The following is a 22,462-nucleotide window of genomic DNA, read 5'->3' as shown; positions in this document are numbered from 1 at the left end:
TCAGAGCGGCACAGCCGTTCGAACTTTCACGCGCTCCAGAACAAAACTGGTCTTGCAGTCCTGCACGCTGGGATGCTGCAACAAAGTCGCCCGGAGAAAGCGCGCATAGTGCTCCATATCGCGGACAAGGATGCGCAACAGGTAGTCCATTTCGCCGGCTAGCGCAGAGCACTCCACCACCTCGGGCCAGGTATGAACTGCGGCGCGAAAGCTCTCCATTGGGCTGCGACGCTCATCCGGGGTGTGCTTCTCCAAGCGCACATTGACATAGGCCGTCAGGCCCAGGCCAAGGCGCTCCGGCACCAATTCCGCCCGGTAGCCTGCAATCATTCCTTCTTGCTCAAGCCGCCGCACCCGCCTCAAGGTTGCGGAAGCACTCAGCCCGACTGCAGCACCCAACGCGTCGAAGGTTTGACGCGCATCGACCTGCAACGCTGCAAGCAAGCGCCGATCTACGGCATCAAGCAATACATCTGCATTCATTTTCCGATTCTCTCAAGATTAGAGCGTCCCAGAACATGGCAACGGCCCCTCTTGCAAGCTCAATGCGCAAGGACAGGCATACAGTGGTGCTTTGCAAATTTGCTTGGAGATCAAGATGGCCGCATTTACGCCTTGGGAGAACCCCATGGGCACCGACGGGTTCGAGTTCATTGAATTCGCCGCCCCTGACCCTGCCGCATTGGGTGCCCTCTTCCATACCATGGGCTTTCGCGCGGTCGGCAAGCACCGGCACAAGGATGTCACCTTGTATCGCCAGGGCGAGGTGAACTTCATCATCAATGCAGAGCCCGACTCCTTTGCTCAGCGCTTCGCACGCCAGCACGGCCCCTCGATCTGCGCCATTGCCTTCCGCGTCAAGGATGCGGCCTATGCCTACCAGCGGGCCCTCGAACTGGGTGCCTGGGGTTTTGACAACAAAACCGGCCCGATGGAACTCAACATCCCCGCCATCAAGGGGATCGGCGATTCACTGATCTACTTCGTTGATCGCTGGCACGGCAAAGATGGACGACAAGCTGGCCAGATTGGCAATATCAGCATCTACGACGTCGACTTTGTCCCCGTCACCGACGCCGACGGAAAGGCGGTCAGCAGCGAAGTGCCGGGCAACGGACTGGGCGTCATTGACCACCTGACCCACAACGTGCATCGCGGTCGCATGAAGGAATGGGCCGACTTCTATGAGCGCCTGTTTAACTTCCGGGAGGTGCGCTACTTCGACATCGAGGGCAAGCTGACCGGACTGAAGAGCAAGGCCATGACCAGCCCTTGCGGCAAGATTCGAATCCCGATCAACGAGAGCAGCGACGACAAGAGCCAGATCGCCGAGTACCTGCATCTCTACAAGGGCGAAGGCATCCAACACGTCGCCTTGTCGACCCCGAATATCTATCGCACGGTTGAGACCATGAAGGCCGACGGCGTCGAATTCCAGGACACCATCGAGACCTATTTCGACTTGATCGATAAGCGCCTACCCCGTCACGGCGAAAACACCGATGCACTACGCCGCCTGCGCATCCTGATCGATGGCGCCACGCACCAAGGTGCCCCCAATGAACTGCTGCTGCAGATCTTTACCAAGGAAGTCATCGGTCCGATCTTCTTCGAGATCATCCAGCGCAAAGGCAATGAAGGCTTTGGCGAAGGGAACTTCCAGGCCTTGTTCGAGAGTATCGAACTAGACCAAATTCGCCGCGGTGTACTGAAGGACGAAGCGACGAAGTGACGACAAGGGCAACTTAAGTTGCCCTTAATTCTTTCGAGGGTAGTCGGGCGCGCAAAGAACAAAACCCCCACCAGCTTAGCTGGAGGGGGTTTTGGGTGTTAATAGCCTGACGATGTCCTACTTTCACACGGGCGATCCGCACTATCATCGGCGCTGAGTTGTTTCACGGTCCTGTTCGGGATGGGAAGGGGTGGGACCAACTCGCTATGGTCATCAGGCTTGACTTGTTGGCTGGCAGCTGACTTCACTGAAGAAGGTCTGCCAACCCAATTTGTAGAGTCCGCATTGTATGCGAAGAAATCAGCTTTGGATTGCGTGTTCTATTGAAGAACGGTTTTCGCAACCCTGACAGGAATGTCAAGGTTATAGGGTCAAGCCTCACGAGCAATTAGTACTGGTTAGCTTAACGCATTACTGCGCTTCCACACCCAGCCTATCAACGTCCTGGTCTCGAACGACTCTTTAGGGGGCTCAAGGCCCCGGCAGAACTCATCTTGAGACGAGTTTCCCGCTTAGATGCTTTCAGCGGTTATCTCTTCCGCACTTAGCTACTCGGCAATGCCATTGGCATGACAACCGATACACCAGCGGTGCGTCCACTCCGGTCCTCTCGTACTAGGAGCAGGCTCTCTCAATTCTGCAGCGCCCACGGAAGATAGGGACCAAACTGTCTCACGACGTTTTAAACCCAGCTCACGTACCTCTTTAAATGGCGAACAGCCATACCCTTGGGACCGGCTACAGCCCCAGGATGAGATGAGCCGACATCGAGGTGCCAAACACCGCCGTCGATATGAACTCTTGGGCGGTATCAGCCTGTTATCCCCAGAGTACCTTTTATCCGTTGAGCGATGGCCCTTCCATACAGAACCACCGGATCACTTAGTCCTAGTTTCCTACCTGCTCGACTTGTCAGTCTCGCAGTCAAGCACGCTTATGCCTATGCACTATCAGCACGATTTCCGACCGTACCTAGCGTACCTTCGAACTCCTCCGTTACGCTTTGGGAGGAGACCGCCCCAGTCAAACTGCCCACCATACACTGTCCCCAACCCGGATCACGGGCCAAGGTTAGAACCTCAAACACACCAGGGTGGTATTTCAACGTCGGCTCCATAAGATCTAGCGACCTTACTTCAAAGCCTCCCACCTATCCTACACAGATCTGTTCAAAGTCCAATGTAAAGCTACAGTAAAGGTTCATGGGGTCTTTCCGTCTTTCCGCGGGGAGATTGCATCATCACAAACATTTCAACTTCGCTGAGTCTCTGGAGGAGACAGTGTGGCCATCGTTACGCCATTCGTGCAGGTCGGAACTTACCCGACAAGGAATTTCGCTACCTTAGGACCGTTATAGTTACGGCCGCCGTTTACTGGGACTTCAATCAAGAGCTTGCACCCCATCATTTAATCTTCCAGCACCGGGCAGGCGTCACACCCTATACGTCGACTTTCGTCTTTGCAGAGTGCTGTGTTTTTAGTAAACAGTCGCAGCCACCGATTCTCTGCGACCTCTTTCGGCTCCATCTGTACAACTTCACCTACTCAAGGCACACCTTCTTCCGAAGTTACGGTGTCAATTTGCCGAGTTCCTTCTCCAGAGTTCTCTCAAGCGCCTTAGAATACTCATCTCGCGCACCAGTGTCGGTTTGCGGTACGGTCGTCAATAGCTGAAGCTTAGTGGCTTTTCCTGGAAGCAGGGTATCACTCACTTCGTCTGCAAGCAGACTCGTTATCACACCTCAGCTAAGCTCTCCGGATTTGCCTAAAGAGCACGCCTACATGCTTGAACCGGGACATCCAACACCCGGCTGAGCTAACCTTCTCCGTCCCCACATCGCACTATTGATCGGTACAGGAATATTGACCTGTTTCCCATCAGCTACGCATCTCTGCCTCGCCTTAGGGGCCGACTCACCCTACGCCGATGAACGTTGCGTAGGAAACCTTGCGCTTACGGCGAGGGGGCTTTTCACCCCCTTTAACGCTACTCATGTCAGCATTCGCACTTCTGATACCTCCAGCAGGCTTCACAACCCACCTTCACAGGCTTACAGAACGCTCTCCTACCACGCACATTGCTGTGCATCCGCAGCTTCGGTAACTGGCTTAGCCCCGTTACATCTTCCGCGCAGGACGACTCGATCAGTGAGCTATTACGCTTTCTTTAAATGATGGCTGCTTCTAAGCCAACATCCTGACTGTTTTAGCCTTCCCACTTCGTTTCCCACTTAGCCAATTTTGGGGACCTTAGCTGGCGGTCTGGGTTGTTTCCCTCTTGTGTCCGGACGTTAGCACCCGGTGCACTGTCTCCCAAGCTGTACTCATCGGTATTCGGAGTTTGCATAGGTTTGGTAAGTCGCCATGACCCCCTAGCCTAAACAGTGCTCTACCCCCGACGGTAATACTTGAGGCACTACCTAAATAGTTTTCGGAGAGAACCAGCTATCTCCAGGTTTGTTTAGCCTTTCACCCCTATCCACAGCTCATCCGCTAGTTTTGCAACACTAGTCGGTTCGGACCTCCAGTGCGTGTTACCGCACCTTCATCCTGGCCATGGATAGATCACCTGGTTTCGGGTCTACACCCAGCGACTAATTCGCCCTGTTCGGACTCGGTTTCCCTACGCCTTCCCTACTCGGTTAAGCTCGCCACTGAATGTAAGTCGCTGACCCATTATACAAAAGGTACGCAGTCACCCTTGCGGGCTCCTACTTTTTGTATGCATGCGGTTTCAGGATCTATTTCACTCCCCTCCCGGGGTTCTTTTCGCCTTTCCCTCACGGTACTTGTTCACTATCGGTCAATTACGAGTATTTAGCCTTGGAGGATGGTCCCCCCATCTTCAGACAGGATTACACGTGTCCCGCCCTACTTGTCGCGTACTCAGTTCCACAGCAGGCATTTCTCATACAGGGCTATCACCTTCTATGGCCGGGCTTTCCATCCCGTTTTGATATGCGTGCTGCTAAATTACGCAGGCTCCTCCGATTTCGCTCGCCACTACTTTCGGAATCTCGGTTGATGTCTGTTCCTCGAGCTACTGAGATGTTTCAGTTCACCCGGTTCGCCTTGCATGCCTATGTATTCAGCATGCAATACCGCTCGCGCGGTGGGTTTCCCCATTCGGAAATCTCCGGATCAAAGCTAATTTGCCAGCTCCCCGAAGCTTATCGCAGGCTATCACGTCCTTCGTCGCCTGTAATTGCCAAGGCATCCACCACATGCACTTAGTCACTTGACCCTATAACTTTGACATCTCGCGATGTCGTCAAGGACTCGATCGATTTAGAGTTCGATCGTTTGCGTTCGCCGTTCTTCAATGTACATCTTCAATCTGCTTTCGCAGACCGTCGAATGTTTGTTGACGCAATCCAATGCTATGAAGCCTTCGCTTCACAGCGCTGATTTCGACTCTACAAATTGTTAAAGAACAGCAGACGGGCCATCGGCCCTCTCTGGCAAACATCAATAACGCGCGCTTTCCGTGCGTCACTCATGTTTGCCAGCGTTGTAACTAGTGTTGGTGGAGGATGACGGGATCGAACCGACGACCCCCTGCTTGCAAAGCAGGTGCTCTCCCAGCTGAGCTAATCCCCCGATTCCCGATTCGCGTCGCGATCGTGGTGGGTCTGGTTGGATTCGAACCAACGACCCCCGCCTTATCAAGACGGTGCTCTAACCGACTGAGCTACAGACCCACGCATTCTTGCTGCATGAGCCGTGCCTTCTCTTCAGCCGGCCCAATCTCCATCGATCATCTTCTGACCAATGCTAGTCACTGCTGTTACCGCTGCAGCCAATAAGTGTGGGCACATCAAAGTTGAGTCTTTGATTCGACTCCGCTCTCGTTGCTCAGCGAACTGAACAACCGGCTTCGTCATTTTCTAGAAAGGAGGTGATCCAGCCGCACCTTCCGATACGGCTACCTTGTTACGACTTCACCCCAGTCACGAACCCCGCCGTGGTAATCGCCCTCCTTGCGGTTAGGCTAACTACTTCTGGCGGAACCCGCTCCCATGGTGTGACGGGCGGTGTGTACAAGACCCGGGAACGTATTCACCGCGGCAAGCTGATCCGCGATTACTAGCGATTCCGACTTCACGCAGTCGAGTTGCAGACTACGATCCGGACTACGACCGGGTTTCTGGGATTGGCTCCCCCTCGCGGGTTGGCAGCCCTCTGTCCCGGCCATTGTATGACGTGTGTAGCCCTACCCATAAGGGCCATGAGGACCTGACGTCATCCCCACCTTCCTCCGGTTTGTCACCGGCAGTCTCATTAGAGTGCCCTTTCGTAGCAACTAATGACAAGGGTTGCGCTCGTTGCGGGACTTAACCCAACATCTCACGACACGAGCTGACGACGGCCATGCAGCACCTGTGTGCAGGTTCTCTTGCGAGCACTCCCAAATCTCTTCAGGATTCCTGCCATGTCAAGGGTAGGTAAGGTTTTTCGCGTTGCATCGAATTAAACCACATCATCCACCGCTTGTGCGGGTCCCCGTCAATTCCTTTGAGTTTCAACCTTGCGGCCGTACTCCCCAGGCGGTCAACTTCACGCGTTAGCTACGTTACTGAGAAGAAACCCTCCCAACAACCAGTTGACATCGTTTAGGGCGTGGACTACCAGGGTATCTAATCCTGTTTGCTCCCCACGCTTTCGTGCATGAGCGTCAGTACAGGTCCAGGGAGCTGCCTTCGCCATCGGTGTTCCTCCGCATATCTACGCATTTCACTGCTACACGCGGAATTCCACTCCCCTCTACCGTACTCTAGCTATGCAGTCACAAGTGCAGTTCCCAAGTTGAGCTCGGGGATTTCACACCTGTCTTGCATAACCGCCTGCGCACGCTTTACGCCCAGTAATTCCGATTAACGCTTGCACCCTACGTATTACCGCGGCTGCTGGCACGTAGTTAGCCGGTGCTTATTCTTCAGGTACCGTCATCCTCCCAGAGTATTAGTCCAGAAGATTTCTTCCCTGACAAAAGCGGTTTACAACCCGAAGGCCTTCTTCCCGCACGCGGCATGGCTGGATCAGACTTGCGTCCATTGTCCAAAATTCCCCACTGCTGCCTCCCGTAGGAGTCTGGGCCGTGTCTCAGTCCCAGTGTGGCTGGTCGTCCTCTCAGACCAGCTACGGATCGTCGCCTTGGTGGGCCTTTACCCCACCAACTAGCTAATCCGACATCGGCCGCTCTGATAGCGAGAGGTCTTGCGATCCCCCCCTTTCACCCTCAGGTCGTATGCGGTATTAGCTGCTCTTTCGAGCAGTTATCCCCCACTACCAGGCACGTTCCGATGCATTACTCACCCGTTCGCCACTCGTCGCCAGGTTGCCCCGCGTTACCGTTCGACTTGCATGTGTAAGGCATGCCGCCAGCGTTCAATCTGAGCCAGGATCAAACTCTACAGTTCGATCTGTTTTTCACTCAACGGAATCGAAGTGAACTTCACTTCTCTATCCGCGAGCACTTCAAGCAAGACTCCGTATTGCTACAGAGCAACTCAACTTCAAGTGCCCACGCTTATTGGCTGCAACTTGTTAAAGAACTTTCGCAATCAACCCAGTTTCCTGAACTTTCTTGCGTCGCCGACTCGTTATTGTCAGCGCAGAAGCGAGATTATTGCAGCGTTTCGATCCGCCTGTCAACACCTTCGAGAAACTTTCTTCAAGCCGCCCGGCAATGCCGACTCCCCGCCGCCCTCAGGGTCGGCTTTGGCCGATCCTTGCGGGCTTGGTCATCACTTCAACTCCCAAACACCTCAGTGTTAACGAGCATAAAAGTGGACCCTTGCATAAATAGCAAAACCCCCACCAGCTTCGCTGGAGGGGGTTTTGGGTGTTAATAGCCTGACGATGTCCTACTTTCACACGGGCGATCCGCACTATCATCGGCGCTGAGTTGTTTCACGGTCCTGTTCGGGATGGGAAGGGGTGGGACCAACTCGCTATGGTCATCAGGCTTGACTTGTTGGCTGGCAGCTGACTTCACTGAAGAAGGTCTGCCAACCCAATTTGTAGAGTCCGCATTGTATGCGAAGAAATCAGCTTTGGATTGCGTGTTCTATTGAAGAACGGTTTTCGCAACCCTGACAGGAATGTCAAGGTTATAGGGTCAAGCCTCACGAGCAATTAGTACTGGTTAGCTTAACGCATTACTGCGCTTCCACACCCAGCCTATCAACGTCCTGGTCTCGAACGACTCTTTAGGGGGCTCAAGGCCCCGGCAGAACTCATCTTGAGACGAGTTTCCCGCTTAGATGCTTTCAGCGGTTATCTCTTCCGCACTTAGCTACTCGGCAATGCCATTGGCATGACAACCGATACACCAGCGGTGCGTCCACTCCGGTCCTCTCGTACTAGGAGCAGGCTCTCTCAATTCTGCAGCGCCCACGGAAGATAGGGACCAAACTGTCTCACGACGTTTTAAACCCAGCTCACGTACCTCTTTAAATGGCGAACAGCCATACCCTTGGGACCGGCTACAGCCCCAGGATGAGATGAGCCGACATCGAGGTGCCAAACACCGCCGTCGATATGAACTCTTGGGCGGTATCAGCCTGTTATCCCCAGAGTACCTTTTATCCGTTGAGCGATGGCCCTTCCATACAGAACCACCGGATCACTTAGTCCTAGTTTCCTACCTGCTCGACTTGTCAGTCTCGCAGTCAAGCACGCTTATGCCTATGCACTATCAGCACGATTTCCGACCGTACCTAGCGTACCTTCGAACTCCTCCGTTACGCTTTGGGAGGAGACCGCCCCAGTCAAACTGCCCACCATACACTGTCCCCAACCCGGATCACGGGCCAAGGTTAGAACCTCAAACACACCAGGGTGGTATTTCAACGTCGGCTCCATAAGATCTAGCGACCTTACTTCAAAGCCTCCCACCTATCCTACACAGATCTGTTCAAAGTCCAATGTAAAGCTACAGTAAAGGTTCATGGGGTCTTTCCGTCTTTCCGCGGGGAGATTGCATCATCACAAACATTTCAACTTCGCTGAGTCTCTGGAGGAGACAGTGTGGCCATCGTTACGCCATTCGTGCAGGTCGGAACTTACCCGACAAGGAATTTCGCTACCTTAGGACCGTTATAGTTACGGCCGCCGTTTACTGGGACTTCAATCAAGAGCTTGCACCCCATCATTTAATCTTCCAGCACCGGGCAGGCGTCACACCCTATACGTCGACTTTCGTCTTTGCAGAGTGCTGTGTTTTTAGTAAACAGTCGCAGCCACCGATTCTCTGCGACCTCTTTCGGCTCCATCTGTACAACTTCACCTACTCAAGGCACACCTTCTTCCGAAGTTACGGTGTCAATTTGCCGAGTTCCTTCTCCAGAGTTCTCTCAAGCGCCTTAGAATACTCATCTCGCGCACCAGTGTCGGTTTGCGGTACGGTCGTCAATAGCTGAAGCTTAGTGGCTTTTCCTGGAAGCAGGGTATCACTCACTTCGTCTGCAAGCAGACTCGTTATCACACCTCAGCTAAGCTCTCCGGATTTGCCTAAAGAGCACGCCTACATGCTTGAACCGGGACATCCAACACCCGGCTGAGCTAACCTTCTCCGTCCCCACATCGCACTATTGATCGGTACAGGAATATTGACCTGTTTCCCATCAGCTACGCATCTCTGCCTCGCCTTAGGGGCCGACTCACCCTACGCCGATGAACGTTGCGTAGGAAACCTTGCGCTTACGGCGAGGGGGCTTTTCACCCCCTTTAACGCTACTCATGTCAGCATTCGCACTTCTGATACCTCCAGCAGGCTTCACAACCCACCTTCACAGGCTTACAGAACGCTCTCCTACCACGCACATTGCTGTGCATCCGCAGCTTCGGTAACTGGCTTAGCCCCGTTACATCTTCCGCGCAGGACGACTCGATCAGTGAGCTATTACGCTTTCTTTAAATGATGGCTGCTTCTAAGCCAACATCCTGACTGTTTTAGCCTTCCCACTTCGTTTCCCACTTAGCCAATTTTGGGGACCTTAGCTGGCGGTCTGGGTTGTTTCCCTCTTGTGTCCGGACGTTAGCACCCGGTGCACTGTCTCCCAAGCTGTACTCATCGGTATTCGGAGTTTGCATAGGTTTGGTAAGTCGCCATGACCCCCTAGCCTAAACAGTGCTCTACCCCCGACGGTAATACTTGAGGCACTACCTAAATAGTTTTCGGAGAGAACCAGCTATCTCCAGGTTTGTTTAGCCTTTCACCCCTATCCACAGCTCATCCGCTAGTTTTGCAACACTAGTCGGTTCGGACCTCCAGTGCGTGTTACCGCACCTTCATCCTGGCCATGGATAGATCACCTGGTTTCGGGTCTACACCCAGCGACTAATTCGCCCTGTTCGGACTCGGTTTCCCTACGCCTTCCCTACTCGGTTAAGCTCGCCACTGAATGTAAGTCGCTGACCCATTATACAAAAGGTACGCAGTCACCCTTGCGGGCTCCTACTTTTTGTATGCATGCGGTTTCAGGATCTATTTCACTCCCCTCCCGGGGTTCTTTTCGCCTTTCCCTCACGGTACTTGTTCACTATCGGTCAATTACGAGTATTTAGCCTTGGAGGATGGTCCCCCCATCTTCAGACAGGATTACACGTGTCCCGCCCTACTTGTCGCGTACTCAGTTCCACAGCAGGCATTTCTCATACAGGGCTATCACCTTCTATGGCCGGGCTTTCCATCCCGTTTTGATATGCGTGCTGCTAAATTACGCAGGCTCCTCCGATTTCGCTCGCCACTACTTTCGGAATCTCGGTTGATGTCTGTTCCTCGAGCTACTGAGATGTTTCAGTTCACCCGGTTCGCCTTGCATGCCTATGTATTCAGCATGCAATACCGCTCGCGCGGTGGGTTTCCCCATTCGGAAATCTCCGGATCAAAGCTAATTTGCCAGCTCCCCGAAGCTTATCGCAGGCTATCACGTCCTTCGTCGCCTGTAATTGCCAAGGCATCCACCACATGCACTTAGTCACTTGACCCTATAACTTTGACATCTCGCGATGTCGTCAAGGACTCGATCGATTTAGAGTTCGATCGTTTGCGTTCGCCGTTCTTCAATGTACATCTTCAATCTGCTTTCGCAGACCGTCGAATGTTTGTTGACGCAATCCAATGCTATGAAGCCTTCGCTTCACAGCGCTGATTTCGACTCTACAAATTGTTAAAGAACAGCAGACGGGCCATCGGCCCTCTCTGGCAAACATCAATAACGCGCGCTTTCCGTGCGTCACTCATGTTTGCCAGCGTTGTAACTAGTGTTGGTGGAGGATGACGGGATCGAACCGACGACCCCCTGCTTGCAAAGCAGGTGCTCTCCCAGCTGAGCTAATCCCCCGATTCCCGATTCGCGTCGCGATCGTGGTGGGTCTGGTTGGATTCGAACCAACGACCCCCGCCTTATCAAGACGGTGCTCTAACCGACTGAGCTACAGACCCACGCATTCTTGCTGCATGAGCCGTGCCTTCTCTTCAGCCGGCCCAATCTCCATCGATCATCTTCTGACCAATGCTAGTCACTGCTGTTACCGCTGCAGCCAATAAGTGTGGGCACATCAAAGTTGAGTCTTTGATTCGACTCCGCTCTCGTTGCTCAGCGAACTGAACAACCGGCTTCGTCATTTTCTAGAAAGGAGGTGATCCAGCCGCACCTTCCGATACGGCTACCTTGTTACGACTTCACCCCAGTCACGAACCCCGCCGTGGTAATCGCCCTCCTTGCGGTTAGGCTAACTACTTCTGGCGGAACCCGCTCCCATGGTGTGACGGGCGGTGTGTACAAGACCCGGGAACGTATTCACCGCGGCAAGCTGATCCGCGATTACTAGCGATTCCGACTTCACGCAGTCGAGTTGCAGACTACGATCCGGACTACGACCGGGTTTCTGGGATTGGCTCCCCCTCGCGGGTTGGCAGCCCTCTGTCCCGGCCATTGTATGACGTGTGTAGCCCTACCCATAAGGGCCATGAGGACCTGACGTCATCCCCACCTTCCTCCGGTTTGTCACCGGCAGTCTCATTAGAGTGCCCTTTCGTAGCAACTAATGACAAGGGTTGCGCTCGTTGCGGGACTTAACCCAACATCTCACGACACGAGCTGACGACGGCCATGCAGCACCTGTGTGCAGGTTCTCTTGCGAGCACTCCCAAATCTCTTCAGGATTCCTGCCATGTCAAGGGTAGGTAAGGTTTTTCGCGTTGCATCGAATTAAACCACATCATCCACCGCTTGTGCGGGTCCCCGTCAATTCCTTTGAGTTTCAACCTTGCGGCCGTACTCCCCAGGCGGTCAACTTCACGCGTTAGCTACGTTACTGAGAAGAAACCCTCCCAACAACCAGTTGACATCGTTTAGGGCGTGGACTACCAGGGTATCTAATCCTGTTTGCTCCCCACGCTTTCGTGCATGAGCGTCAGTACAGGTCCAGGGAGCTGCCTTCGCCATCGGTGTTCCTCCGCATATCTACGCATTTCACTGCTACACGCGGAATTCCACTCCCCTCTACCGTACTCTAGCTATGCAGTCACAAGTGCAGTTCCCAAGTTGAGCTCGGGGATTTCACACCTGTCTTGCATAACCGCCTGCGCACGCTTTACGCCCAGTAATTCCGATTAACGCTTGCACCCTACGTATTACCGCGGCTGCTGGCACGTAGTTAGCCGGTGCTTATTCTTCAGGTACCGTCATCCTCCCAGAGTATTAGTCCAGAAGATTTCTTCCCTGACAAAAGCGGTTTACAACCCGAAGGCCTTCTTCCCGCACGCGGCATGGCTGGATCAGACTTGCGTCCATTGTCCAAAATTCCCCACTGCTGCCTCCCGTAGGAGTCTGGGCCGTGTCTCAGTCCCAGTGTGGCTGGTCGTCCTCTCAGACCAGCTACGGATCGTCGCCTTGGTGGGCCTTTACCCCACCAACTAGCTAATCCGACATCGGCCGCTCTGATAGCGAGAGGTCTTGCGATCCCCCCCTTTCACCCTCAGGTCGTATGCGGTATTAGCTGCTCTTTCGAGCAGTTATCCCCCACTACCAGGCACGTTCCGATGCATTACTCACCCGTTCGCCACTCGTCGCCAGGTTGCCCCGCGTTACCGTTCGACTTGCATGTGTAAGGCATGCCGCCAGCGTTCAATCTGAGCCAGGATCAAACTCTACAGTTCGATCTGTTTTTCACTCAACGGAATCGAAGTGAACTTCACTTCTCTATCCGCGAGCACTTCAAGCAAGACTCCGTATTGCTACAGAGCAACTCAACTTCAAGTGCCCACGCTTATTGGCTGCAACTTGTTAAAGAACTTTCGCAATCAACCCAGTTTCCTGAACTTTCTTGCGTCGCCGACTCGTTATTGTCAGCGCAGAAGCGAGATTATTGCAGCGTTTCGATCCGCCTGTCAACACCTTCGAGAAACTTTCTTCAAGCCGCTCGGCGATGCCGACCCTCACTTCCCTTCGCCGCTCACCACCGTTACCGGCAGCTGTTTGATCAGCGAAGCCCGCAACTATAGCAAGATTTTTCGTTCAATGCGGCGTGTTTTCAAATTTCAATGAAGCTCTTGCGCACTTGCTGCTGCAAGCTGCTCAGAAGTTAGGAGGCTCCCTAGGGTTGAAGCCAATCTAGCAGTATCGGCTCGGAGGATGCGCTGCTTGACTGTCGCGATCTGGGCGGGATGCATAGAGAACGATCGGAGCCCCATAGCCAGCAGTGTCTCCGTGAACAACGTGTCGCCCGCCATTTCTCCACACACGCAGACGCTCTTGCCGGCTGCACGCGTCTGACGGATGACTTGTTCAAGCAAACCCAGTACGGCGGGATGCCACGGGTCATAGAGATGGGCCACTGATTCGTCGGCTCGGTCGATCGCCAAGGTGTACTGAATCAGGTCGTTGGTTCCAATTGATATGAAGTCCACCCAAGGCAGCAACGAAGGGAGGATGAGCGCAGCTGCAGGCACTTCAATCATGATCCCTAGCTCGACATGACCTATGGCGACCTGCCCATCGGCAAGTTGGGAGCGCACGCGTGCCAGACATTCATGGACCTGTTTGATCTCCCAAAGATGAGTGACCATGGGCACAAGCAGGCGCACCGGTCCATGCGCGCTAGCGCGCAGGATCGCCCGCAGTTGCTGTCGAAACATTCCAGGCTCGCTCAGGCTCCATCGAATCGCCCGCATCCCCAGGGCAGGGTTCAATACATGGTCATGTCTTCCCTCGCCTCCCAGCGAACGCTCAAGGGGCTTGTCGGCTCCGACGTCGACTGTTCGAATGGTGACTGGGCGGCCTTGCATGCCCATCACCACAGCCTTGTAGGCCTCGAACTGCTCCTCCTCGGCGGGCAACTGCCCGCCTCGGTTCATGAACAAGAACTCGCTTCGAAATAGACCAACGCCCTCGGCGCCTGCTTCGACGGCGCCTTGGGCGTCTTGCGGGAGCTCGATGTTGGCCAACATCTCCACCGATTGACCGTCCAAGGTCACCGCCCGGGTGTGCCGCAATCGAGAAAGCCGCGCCCGCTCCAGTTCAGCCTGCCGTTGGCGGAAGCGGTACTCCTCCAGCACGATGGGCGAGGGGTTAACGATCACCGCGCCGGCATCGCCATCGATGATGACGCAGTCATCTTGGCGAATCAGCCGACTGGCTTCACGGGTTCCGACCACGGCTGGGATGTCCATGCTTCTGGCCACAATGGCAGTGTGCGAGGTCTTGCCCCCGATGTCGGTGATGAAGCCCTTAAAGACGCCGTCCCGGAACCCCAACATATCGGCCGGGGAGATGTCAGCAGCCACCAAGACCAACGGATCCGCACCCGCAAAGTCTCGGGCGCCCTGCCCCATGGCGGCCATGCCGGGGCTCTCCTGCCCTGCCAGGGTCGACAACATGCGGCCAACCACCTGCTCTAGATCGACTTTGCGCTCGCGCAGGTACTCGTCTTCCATGTCATCAAATTGGCGAGCCAAGACCTCCAGTTGCGCGGACAACGCCCACTCGGCGTTGTAGCGGCGCTCCTGAATCCAGTGCAGCGCACTTTCGCAAAGTGCGTCATCTCGCGCCAGCATGAGGTGGACGTCCAACAAGGCCCCCAACTCCGGCGGGGCTTCATCGGTCAGATCGGCACGCAGTCGGATTAGCTCTTCCGCCACTTGGTCCCTCGCCGCACGGCAGCGGGAGACCTCCCGCGCAATGTCCGCCTCCTCGATGAAGTAATGCGCAACATCGAGCCGACTGGACGCAACCAGGACCGCCCTCCCGATAGCGACCCCGCGAGACACGGCCAATCCAAATACCTGAAAGCTCATAGTGCCAACCCGCCGACAGAAATGGCGCCTATTCGGCCTCGCCGAACTTGCCGTTGACCAAAGCGGACAGAGCCTCCATGGCCGTGGCCTCGTCCTCGCCGTCGACCTCCAGCTCCACATCGCTACCTAGGCCGGCTGCCAACATCATCACACCCATGATGCTCTTGGCATTGACGCGCCGCCCATTGCGACTAAGAAAGACTTCGGACTTGAAGCTTCCAGCCAGTTTGGTCAGCTTTGCGGAGGCTCGTGCGTGCAAGCCGAGCTTGTTGTTGATGCGCAGGGTTGACTTCAGCATGCCTGGAGCTTAGCCGCGAACCACCGAACGCCGAGTCAGGGGCCGCCCGCAATGCCGCGTTGGCCACCCTCACGGGCACGGTCGGCCAACATCGACAACGATTCATGTGCATAGCACAGGGAGCGCCACAACATTGGCACGTTGACCCCGCCCACCACAGAGGTCTCGGTCCGGCCATCAGCCAAGGCTTGCGCCGCATTGCCGGGGGTTGCCCCCAGCACGTCAACCAACAACAGCACCTCGCCGCGCGGCGGCAGCAAGGACTGAATCCTCTCCAGCGTCACGGCCTGATCCCACTCCGGTGCCACATCCAAAACGCTCAAGGTCTGCGCGCACTGCGGAAAGACATGCTGCGCCACCGCAAGGAGGGCACTCGCCAGCGGAGCATGCGCCACCAAGATGATCTTCACCACCGCAAACCTTTCAGTCCTAGTGCTGGGTATGGCTCAGCCCATGGAAAAACCGCTGGGCCACTTCGGCGGTGTTAGCCCCCCCCCGAACGACCGCCTGATACAGCGTCAGGCCGTGCGCCCAAACCAGCAGTCGACTGGTGCCATCCGCAGTCTCAATGAGCCACACCCCAGACTCTGGCCACGCCAACGCACCGGCCGGAACCTCTGCCCCGATATCGCCCGTCAATCGCCGAATCTTTGCCTGCGAGCCAAGGCGCTCGGCCAGCGCTTGAGGAGCAGCCTGCAACGCTTGACGCATGATCGCTGGGTCCTGGAATTGCAACCAGGAGAGCGAGAAACCAATTTCTTGGGCCTCGCAGTGCAACAACCCACGATCCGACACCATCCGACGCACTGGCTTGCATGGGAACTGGACCTTGAGTGCAGCCTCGCTGACCGGCATCTCACGCCAATCCATGGCCGGGAAGCAGGCCACAAGACTCCCAAATAGCAGGCTAACGGCCATCAAGCGCCATGCATTCAAAGCTCGCATGGCGGAATTATCGAGGTCCGCTCACGACAATCGGCCATGAACTCAGCTTTGCTTCCCCTCAGCGGCGTCCGCATCTTGGATCTCAGCCGCGTCCTTGCTGGACCTTGGAGTACTCAGATGTTGGCCGACCTGGGGGCTGACGTGATCAAGGTGGAGCGCCCCGGGCGCGGGGACGACACGCGCGCCTGGGGACCGCCCTTTCTGCGCGAAGCCGATGGACAGGACAGTGCGGAGTCGGCCTACTTCCTCTGCGCGAATCGCAACAAGCGCTCCATCACCGTGGATTTGGCGCACCCTCAGGGTCAAGCCTTGGTGCGCGAACTGGCCGCCCGGGCTGACATCCTGGTGGAGAACTTCAAGGTCGGCGACCTGGCTCGCTATGGCCTGGCACCAGCGCAATTGCAAGCAGACTTTCCGGCTTTGATCGTTTGCTCAATCACGGGCTTCGGACAAACCGGCCCTTGGGCCGAAAGGCCGGGCTACGACTTTGTGGTCCAGGGCCTGGGAGGATTGATGAGCGTGACCGGCGCCGCCGACGGAGAAGCTGGGGCGGGACCGCAGAAAGTCGGTGTGGCCGTGGCCGACCTGTTTACCGGCATGAATGCCAGCGTGGCCATGCTGGCGGCACTGCGCCATCGAGATCGAACCGGGCAAGGACAACACATTGACTTGGCCTTGCTGGACTCCCAACTCGCCATGTTGGCCAATTTGGGCAGCCAAAGCCTGTGTGGTGGCGCCCAACCGACTCGACAAGGCAATGCCCATCCCAGCATCGCGCCGTATCAGAGCTACGCGGCCGCCGACGGGCACTTGATCATTGCCGTCGGCAACGATCGGCAGTTCGAGCGACTGGCGCAGACGCTCAATCAGCCCCAACTGGCACAGGACCCGCGCTACCGAACCAACTCGGCGCGAGTAGCGCATCGTGCTGAGTTGGCTGAGGCAATCCAACAGGTGCTCCAGCAGTCAACCCGTGCGCACTGGCTCACCCAGTTGGAAATTGCGGGAGTGCCCTGCGCGCCGATCGAGACCGTGGAGGCCGCATTGGCTTCGCCCCAAGCCGAGGCGCGCGGCATGGTGGTGCAGTTGGACCACCCCTTGGAGCCGGCCCTTCGCCAGGTGGGCAACCCCATCAAATTCAGCGGCACGCCCATCCAATACCGGCTTGCCCCGCCCCGCCTGGGCCAACACAGTGACGAGATCCTGAAGGAATGGCTTGAGACCAGCCCTGAGGCCATTGCCGAGTGGCGCCGCTCGGGCGCATTGGGCTAGCGTTCATCGCCTCCCCCGGACTCCGGGATGGACGCCGTCGCATGGAGTTCACACACTCGCCGGGTTTTCGCTTACTCAACCCGAGCCCATGCCCCCCGCCGCTTCGACAAGCGACCCCGGACTGCCTAGCACGCCCTACGCCGACATCTTGGTTCAGCTAGGCTCAGAGGTGGTGCAGCCCCTGCTGGTGGCCCTGGAACGGCTCAAAGAACTCCAACTCACCGAGGCCGGCGAAGCCGGCGCCGCGCTGGCCGCCTTGCGCGAACCACTGCGTCGTGCTCGTGACAACGCCTTGCTGGCGCAGCAAATTGGCCGCCTGGGCAGTGGCAGGGTACAGGCCGCGCGCGAGCCCTTGACGCTGAACACCTTGGTGGCACAGGTCGTCGAGAAGCGCCGCCGCGAGGCTGCGGTGCGCGGTCTTCAGCTGCGAGCCGAGCTGGAAGCCGCCGAAATCGAGGGGGATGGCGCGCTGGTCGCCAGCCTGCTCAATGCCTTGTTGGATTGGGCCCTGATTCGTACCCGCAGTTCCATAGACATCGTGGTGCAGCTCACCCCCTGGCCCATCCGTGCCCGACTGCGATGCCGGTTCGCCGTGAGGGAGCTGGATCAACAGCCCGTGGCGGCCCATGCCGCAGCAGAAAAGGGACTGCACTGGCAACTCATCGTTCAGATCGCCAGTTGCCTGGGCGTTTCAGTTCGCCGCGAAGACGAAGCCGGCATCTGCGTGGCCTGCCTCGACTTCCCGCTGCCACGCATGCAAGAACTGGTCGAGCAAATCGACCTGGGCCTGACGGCCCACGAGGCCGCCAGCAACACCCAACCTTTTGCCGGCTGGCAAGCTCTGCTTGTAAGTCAGCATCCGCCTTTGATCCAACAGGTCCGGGCCCTGATGGAACCGACCGGTTGGCTGGTCGATCAAGTAGCCAGCATCGACCAAGCGTTTCAGCACTGCCTGGCAGGGCTGCCAGAGGTCATCCTGGTTGACGGCCGCCTGCATGGCCCGGATCTCGAACAGTTTTGTTGCCACGTCCGCGCCGACGCGCCACGTTTCCCCATCATCGAGTTCCTCAGCCAGGACGCGACTCCGCGAGAGCGCCGACTGGTCCTCAGCCTGTGTCGTGAGGCGCAGATGGAAAGCCAGTTGCCCCTGCTACTGCGCCGGACCGCGATCCAGGGTGACCCCGAGTTGACCCTGCGGCTTTGAGGCGCTTCTGCCCGACGCGACAATCGGGCATGGCTTTGAATCGACGTATCGTTTTTCCCGTGCTGGCGGGCCTTGTAGCGGCCGCATCGGGTGCCGCCCTTTGGCATTGGCAGGCCGGCACGCCCGCACCGGTGGTGGACTACACCTTGCTGGATGGCAAGAAGATGGACAGCGCCCAGTGGCGCGGCAAGGTCATGGTGGTGAACTTCTGGGCCACCAGTTGCACCACCTGTGTCAAAGAAATGCCGGAACTGATGCGCACCCACCAGCGCTTCAAGGACCAGGCCTTTGACACCCTGGCCGTGGCCATGCAGTACGACCCACCCGACTACGTCGCCCAGTTCGCCCAAACCCGCCAGCTACCCTTCGGCGTGGCCATCGACAACACCGGCGCCATTGCCCATGCCTTCGGGCCGGTGCGCATGACGCCCACCACCTTTGTCATTGACAAGCAGGGGCGCATCGTCAAGCGCATCTTGGGCGAACCGGATTTCCCGGCCCTGCACAAACTGATCGAAGAACTGCTGTCCGCCTAGATTCCCCATCAGGCAACCGCCGTGGAGCCGGCATCGCCGGACCACTGGCGGCGGCCTCATGAGAGGGAGGCGGCCCATGGGGCCGCACCAGGGTTGGGCCTAAATCGCGCCGGCTTCCGCCGCCTGGCGGTCGGCGTGGTAGCTGGATCGCACCAAGGCGCCCACAGCGGCGTGGCTGAAACCCATGGCCTGCGCCTCGCGCTCGAACATCTTGAAGGTGTCCGGGTGGACATAGCGCCGCACGGGCAGGTGGTGGCCGGTAGGCGCCAGGTATTGGCCAATGGTGAGCATGTCCACGCCGTGCGCGCGCAGGTCGCGCATCACCTGCAGAATTTCTTCATCGGTCTCGCCCAGGCCCACCATCAAGCCGCTCTTGGTCGGCACATGGGGCACAGCCTCCTTGAAGCGCTGCAGCAGGCTGAGCGAGAAAGCGTAATCCGAGCCCGGTCGCGCCTCCTTGTAAAGACGCGGCACCGTTTCGAGGTTGTGGTTCATCACATCAGGCGGCGCGGCCTTCAGGATGTCCAGCGCGCGGTCCAGGCGGCCCCGGAAGTCGGGCACCAGGACCTCGATGCGGGTGGCCGGTGAGGCCTCGCGGGTGGCGCGAATGCAGTCCACAAAGTGCTGGGCGCCGCCATCCTTCAAGTCGTCACGATCCACGCTGGTGATGACGACGTACTTCAACTTGAGCGCGCCGATGGTCTTGGCCAGATTCGCCGGCTCCTGCGGGTCCAGCGGGTCCGGGCGGCCATGCCCCACGTCACAGAAGGGGCAGCGACGGGTGCACTTGTCCCCCATGATCATGAAGGTGGCCGTGCCATGGCCGAAGCATTCGCCGATATTGGGGCAGCTTGCCTCTTCGCAAACCGTGTGCAGCTTGTGCTCGCGCAGGATCTGCTTGATTTCATAGAAGCGCGTATTGGGCGAGCCCGCGCGCACGCGGATCCAATCCGGCTTCTTCAGCACCTCGGCCGCCACCACCTTGATGGGAATGCGGCGGGTCTTGGCGTCACCCTTTTGCTTTTGGGTCGGATCGTAGGAGCTGATGTCGTCGGTGGTCATGGCTGTAACTGCGCGGCCAGCCGCTCGGAGAGCAGGGCGGCAACGGCCGCCCAATCGCTGGGGCCGCCGAGTGTAGCGAGGTCCACCGTTCGCAATCCGGGATAACCACAGGGGTTGATGCGCAGGAAGGGCTCAAGGTCCATGGCCACATTGAGCGCCAGGCCGTGATAGCTGCAGTGGCGGCTGATCTTGACCCCTAGCGCCGCCACTTTGCCCAAGCCCGCGAAGGGATCGAGTGCGGGGCCACTAGGCGCGGCATGGGCTCGCGGATCGGACAGACGCACATAAATGCCGGGGGCCCCTGCCACCCGCAGGCCGGTGAACCCCAGGCGCTCCAAGGTCTGGATCAGTGCCGCCTCCAGCCGGAACACATACTCGCGCACATAGATGCCCAGCCGCCCCAAGTCCACCAGGGGATAGGCCACGATCTGGCCCGGGCCGTGATAGGTCACTTGCCCGCCACGGTTGCTTTGAACCACCGGAATGTCGCCTGGGGCCAGCAGGTGTTCCGGTTTGGCAGCCAAGCCCAAGGTGAACACGGGCGGATGCTCGCAAAGCCACAACTCATCCTCGGTGTCCGGGCCGCGCGCGGCCGTAAAGGCCTGCATGGCGGCGGCCGTCTCCGCCCAATCCACCCGGCCCAGGTGTCGAATCTGCATGGGGGCTACAGAACCACTTTCACCATGGGGTGCGTGGTCAAGGTGCGATAGAGCTCGTCGAGTTGCTCACGGCTGGTGGCCGTTACCGTGATCGTCAAACCGAGGTAATTGCCCGCCTTGGAGGGGCGCTGCTCAATGGTGGCGGCATCAAAGCCTGGATCAAACTGCTGCGCCACATGGGCGATGGCTTCGACAAATCCGTCCACCTTGGCGCCCATCACCTTGATGGGGAACTGCGACGGGTACTCAATCAATGACTCTTCAGGCTTCATGCTCGACTCCTTGAGCTCTTATTTGATCCAGAGTCGCAGAGCGTCCCACAAGCGCCCCAGCACCCCAGCCTCGGCCACAGGCTCCAGAACCACCAGCTCGCGCTCGGCCAACAAAGCCCCGGCAGCAGACTTCACCTTCAAACTGCCCACGCGCTGACCCTTTTGCAGCGGCGCCACCAAGGGGTCGGTGCGCTGCACTTCGGTTTGCAGCTTCGCGCCCTCACCACGCGGCACGGTCACAAACACCGGCTGCGCCGCGCCCAGTTTGACCTTCTTGGCCTGGCCCTTCCAGACCTCAACCTCGCTGATCACCTGACCGGCCTTGTAAAGGCTCAGGGCATCCCAGGCGCTATAGCCCCAGTTCAGCAATTTTTGGCTCTCATTGGCGCGCGCCTCCTTGGAGGCCGTGCCCAACACCACCGTCAGCAGGCGGCGCCGACCGTTCGGGAACTCGCGCTCCGCGCTGGCTATCAAGCAGTAGCCGGCCGCATCGGTGTAACCGGTCTTCAACCCATCGACGCTGGGGTCGCGGGTCAACAAGAGATTGCGATTGCCCTGCTTGATCTTGTTGAAGCTGTACTCGCGCACCTTGTAGTAGCCGTAGTACTCCGGGTGGTCCTGGATCAGGCGCGCGGCGATCACCGACAGATCGCGCGCTGACGCGTAGTGCCCTGGCTCGCTCATGCCGGTCACGTTTTTGAACTGGGTGTTCTTTAAGCCCCAGGCCTGGGCCTGGCGGTTCATCAAAGCGACGAACTGCTCCACCGTGCCCGCCACCCCTTCGGCCAGAGCCACCGAGGCGTCGTTGCCAGACTGGACGATCATGCCGTGCAGCAACTCATCCACCTTGGGGCGCATGGTGGTGTCGATGAACATCAGTGAGGGATCGCCCTTGCGCTCATCCCAGGCTCGCTGCGACACCGGCAACTCCTGCTGCAGGCTCAGGCGCTTTTCCTTCAGCGCATTGAAGACCAGATAGGCCGTCATCAGCTTGGTGAGCGAAGCGGGCTCGGCCTGGCTGTCGGCATCGCGCTCGGCCAAGACCTGTCGACTGCTGACGTCCAGCAGCAGGTACTGACGCGCCGCCAGCTCAGGCGGCTGGGGGCTCTGCGCCCAGGCGGGCAGGACAAGGCAGAGCAGGCTCAAGAAACGCAGCAAATTCATCGAAGGTCCAAA

13 protein-coding genes, 4 tRNA genes and 6 rRNA genes are annotated in these 22,462 nt (G+C 57.6%); 4 read left to right on the top strand and 19 right to left on the bottom strand.

Annotated features, from left to right (window positions below; all coding sequences use genetic code 11):
* Complete coding sequence (locus tag FF090_RS03765) at window positions 1–483, bottom strand: Lrp/AsnC family transcriptional regulator (RefSeq protein ID WP_138855451.1); 483 nt, start codon at window positions 481–483, stop codon at window positions 1–3.
* A gap of 115 nt (window positions 484–598) precedes the next feature.
* On the opposite strand from FF090_RS03765, the gene hppD reads away from it, so the two are divergent.
* Window positions 599–1,732, top strand: coding sequence for a 4-hydroxyphenylpyruvate dioxygenase (gene hppD / locus FF090_RS03760; protein ID WP_138855450.1), 1,134 nt, complete (start codon window positions 599–601; stop codon window positions 1,730–1,732).
* 104 nt (window positions 1,733–1,836) lie between these two features.
* Here the strand turns inward: hppD and rrf (FF090_RS03755) are convergent.
* From rrf (FF090_RS03755) to FF090_RS03690, 14 genes are all read right to left on the bottom strand, one after another.
* Window positions 1,837–1,950, bottom strand: a 5S ribosomal RNA gene (gene rrf / locus FF090_RS03755).
* A gap of 149 nt (window positions 1,951–2,099) precedes the next feature.
* Window positions 2,100–4,976: ribosomal RNA gene (locus FF090_RS03750) — 23S ribosomal RNA — on the bottom strand.
* Between the two features lie 280 nt (window positions 4,977–5,256).
* Window positions 5,257–5,332, bottom strand: a tRNA-Ala gene (locus FF090_RS03745).
* A gap of 24 nt (window positions 5,333–5,356) precedes the next feature.
* Window positions 5,357–5,433, bottom strand: a tRNA-Ile gene (locus FF090_RS03740).
* Window positions 5,434–5,623: 190 nt separating this feature from the next.
* A 16S ribosomal RNA gene (locus tag FF090_RS03735) occupies window positions 5,624–7,152 on the bottom strand.
* Between the two features lie 434 nt (window positions 7,153–7,586).
* A 5S ribosomal RNA gene (rrf, locus tag FF090_RS03730) occupies window positions 7,587–7,700 on the bottom strand.
* Between the two features lie 149 nt (window positions 7,701–7,849).
* A 23S ribosomal RNA gene (locus FF090_RS03725) occupies window positions 7,850–10,726 on the bottom strand.
* A gap of 280 nt (window positions 10,727–11,006) precedes the next feature.
* Window positions 11,007–11,082: transfer RNA gene (locus tag FF090_RS03720), tRNA-Ala, on the bottom strand.
* Window positions 11,083–11,106: 24 nt separating this feature from the next.
* A tRNA-Ile gene (locus tag FF090_RS03715) sits at window positions 11,107–11,183 on the bottom strand.
* 190 nt (window positions 11,184–11,373) lie between these two features.
* A 16S ribosomal RNA gene (locus FF090_RS03710) occupies window positions 11,374–12,902 on the bottom strand.
* Together the 16S, 23S and 5S rRNA genes with 4 tRNA genes alongside form the textbook arrangement of a ribosomal RNA operon.
* 381 nt (window positions 12,903–13,283) lie before the next feature.
* On the bottom strand, window positions 13,284–15,038 hold the full coding sequence (gene ptsP, locus FF090_RS03705; RefSeq protein ID WP_138855449.1) for a phosphoenolpyruvate--protein phosphotransferase: 1,755 nt from the start codon (window positions 15,036–15,038) through the stop codon (window positions 13,284–13,286).
* Window positions 15,039–15,066: 28 nt separating this feature from the next.
* On the bottom strand, window positions 15,067–15,336 hold the full coding sequence (locus FF090_RS03700) for an HPr family phosphocarrier protein (protein WP_138855448.1): 270 nt from the start codon (window positions 15,334–15,336) through the stop codon (window positions 15,067–15,069).
* A 35-nt stretch (window positions 15,337–15,371) separates the two neighbouring features.
* Window positions 15,372–15,746, bottom strand: a complete 375-nt coding sequence (locus tag FF090_RS03695) for a PTS sugar transporter subunit IIA (RefSeq protein WP_175423505.1) — start codon at window positions 15,744–15,746, stop codon at window positions 15,372–15,374.
* Window positions 15,747–15,765: 19 nt separating this feature from the next.
* Entirely contained in the window at window positions 15,766–16,281 is a 516-nt protein-coding gene (locus FF090_RS03690) for a hypothetical protein (protein WP_138855446.1), read from the bottom strand.
* A 36-nt stretch (window positions 16,282–16,317) separates the two neighbouring features.
* On the opposite strand from FF090_RS03690, the gene FF090_RS03685 reads away from it, so the two are divergent.
* The 3 genes from FF090_RS03685 (at window position 16,318) to FF090_RS03675 (ending at window position 19,293) form a co-directional block, all read left to right on the top strand.
* A complete protein-coding gene (locus FF090_RS03685) occupies window positions 16,318–17,553 on the top strand; it encodes a CaiB/BaiF CoA transferase family protein (RefSeq protein WP_217503021.1) in 1,236 nt (411 codons plus the stop codon).
* An 88-nt stretch (window positions 17,554–17,641) separates the two neighbouring features.
* Complete coding sequence (locus FF090_RS03680) at window positions 17,642–18,757, top strand: response regulator (RefSeq protein ID WP_138855445.1); 1,116 nt, start codon at window positions 17,642–17,644, stop codon at window positions 18,755–18,757.
* Between the two features lie 29 nt (window positions 18,758–18,786).
* Window positions 18,787–19,293 carry a TlpA family protein disulfide reductase gene (locus tag FF090_RS03675; protein WP_138855444.1) on the top strand — a complete coding sequence of 169 codons (507 nt, stop codon included), beginning with the start codon at window positions 18,787–18,789 and terminating at the stop codon, window positions 19,291–19,293.
* A 99-nt stretch (window positions 19,294–19,392) separates the two neighbouring features.
* Here FF090_RS03675 and lipA read toward each other — a convergent pair whose 3' ends face one another.
* The 4 genes from lipA to FF090_RS03655 are packed head-to-tail and all read right to left on the bottom strand — an operon-like array spanning window position 19,393 to window position 22,450.
* Complete coding sequence (gene lipA, locus FF090_RS03670) at window positions 19,393–20,355, bottom strand: lipoyl synthase (RefSeq protein WP_138855443.1); 963 nt, start codon at window positions 20,353–20,355, stop codon at window positions 19,393–19,395.
* Complete coding sequence (gene lipB / locus FF090_RS03665; protein WP_138855442.1) at window positions 20,352–21,014, bottom strand: lipoyl(octanoyl) transferase LipB; 663 nt, start codon at window positions 21,012–21,014, stop codon at window positions 20,352–20,354. The genes lipA and lipB overlap by 4 nt, the downstream gene beginning before the upstream one ends.
* A gap of 5 nt (window positions 21,015–21,019) precedes the next feature.
* Complete coding sequence (locus tag FF090_RS03660) at window positions 21,020–21,286, bottom strand: DUF493 family protein (protein WP_138855441.1); 267 nt, start codon at window positions 21,284–21,286, stop codon at window positions 21,020–21,022.
* Window positions 21,287–21,304: 18 nt separating this feature from the next.
* Window positions 21,305–22,450, bottom strand: coding sequence for a D-alanyl-D-alanine carboxypeptidase family protein (locus FF090_RS03655; protein ID WP_138855440.1), 1,146 nt, complete (start codon window positions 22,448–22,450; stop codon window positions 21,305–21,307).
* Window positions 22,451–22,462 lie beyond the last annotated feature (12 nt).

The organism is Inhella inkyongensis (assembly GCF_005952805.1).
Classification (GTDB): domain Bacteria; phylum Pseudomonadota; class Gammaproteobacteria; order Burkholderiales; family Burkholderiaceae_C; genus Inhella; species Inhella inkyongensis.
This window is presented reverse-complemented; position numbering and strand designations above follow the sequence as displayed.

What these genes read in the sequence shown, in the direction of transcription:
- FF090_RS03765 (WP_138855451.1), bottom strand. Translation starts at nt 483, where the DNA reads ATGAATGCAGATGTATTGCTTGATGCCGTAGATCGGCGCTTGCTTGCA.
- hppD (WP_138855450.1), top strand. Translation starts at nt 599, where the DNA reads ATGGCCGCATTTACGCCTTGGGAGAACCCCATGGGCACCGACGGGTTC.
- ptsP (WP_138855449.1), bottom strand. Translation starts at nt 15,038, where the DNA reads ATGAGCTTTCAGGTATTTGGATTGGCCGTGTCTCGCGGGGTCGCTATC.
- FF090_RS03700 (WP_138855448.1), bottom strand. Translation starts at nt 15,336, where the DNA reads ATGCTGAAGTCAACCCTGCGCATCAACAACAAGCTCGGCTTGCACGCA.
- FF090_RS03690 (WP_138855446.1), bottom strand. Translation starts at nt 16,281, where the DNA reads ATGCGAGCTTTGAATGCATGGCGCTTGATGGCCGTTAGCCTGCTATTT.
- FF090_RS03685 (WP_217503021.1), top strand. Translation starts at nt 16,318, where the DNA reads ATGAACTCAGCTTTGCTTCCCCTCAGCGGCGTCCGCATCTTGGATCTC.
- FF090_RS03680 (WP_138855445.1), top strand. Translation starts at nt 17,642, where the DNA reads ATGCCCCCCGCCGCTTCGACAAGCGACCCCGGACTGCCTAGCACGCCC.
- FF090_RS03675 (WP_138855444.1), top strand. Translation starts at nt 18,787, where the DNA reads ATGGCTTTGAATCGACGTATCGTTTTTCCCGTGCTGGCGGGCCTTGTA.
- lipA (WP_138855443.1), bottom strand. Translation starts at nt 20,355, where the DNA reads ATGACCACCGACGACATCAGCTCCTACGATCCGACCCAAAAGCAAAAG.
- lipB (WP_138855442.1), bottom strand. Translation starts at nt 21,014, where the DNA reads ATGCAGATTCGACACCTGGGCCGGGTGGATTGGGCGGAGACGGCCGCC.
- FF090_RS03660 (WP_138855441.1), bottom strand. Translation starts at nt 21,286, where the DNA reads ATGAAGCCTGAAGAGTCATTGATTGAGTACCCGTCGCAGTTCCCCATC.
- FF090_RS03655 (WP_138855440.1), bottom strand. Translation starts at nt 22,450, where the DNA reads ATGAATTTGCTGCGTTTCTTGAGCCTGCTCTGCCTTGTCCTGCCCGCC.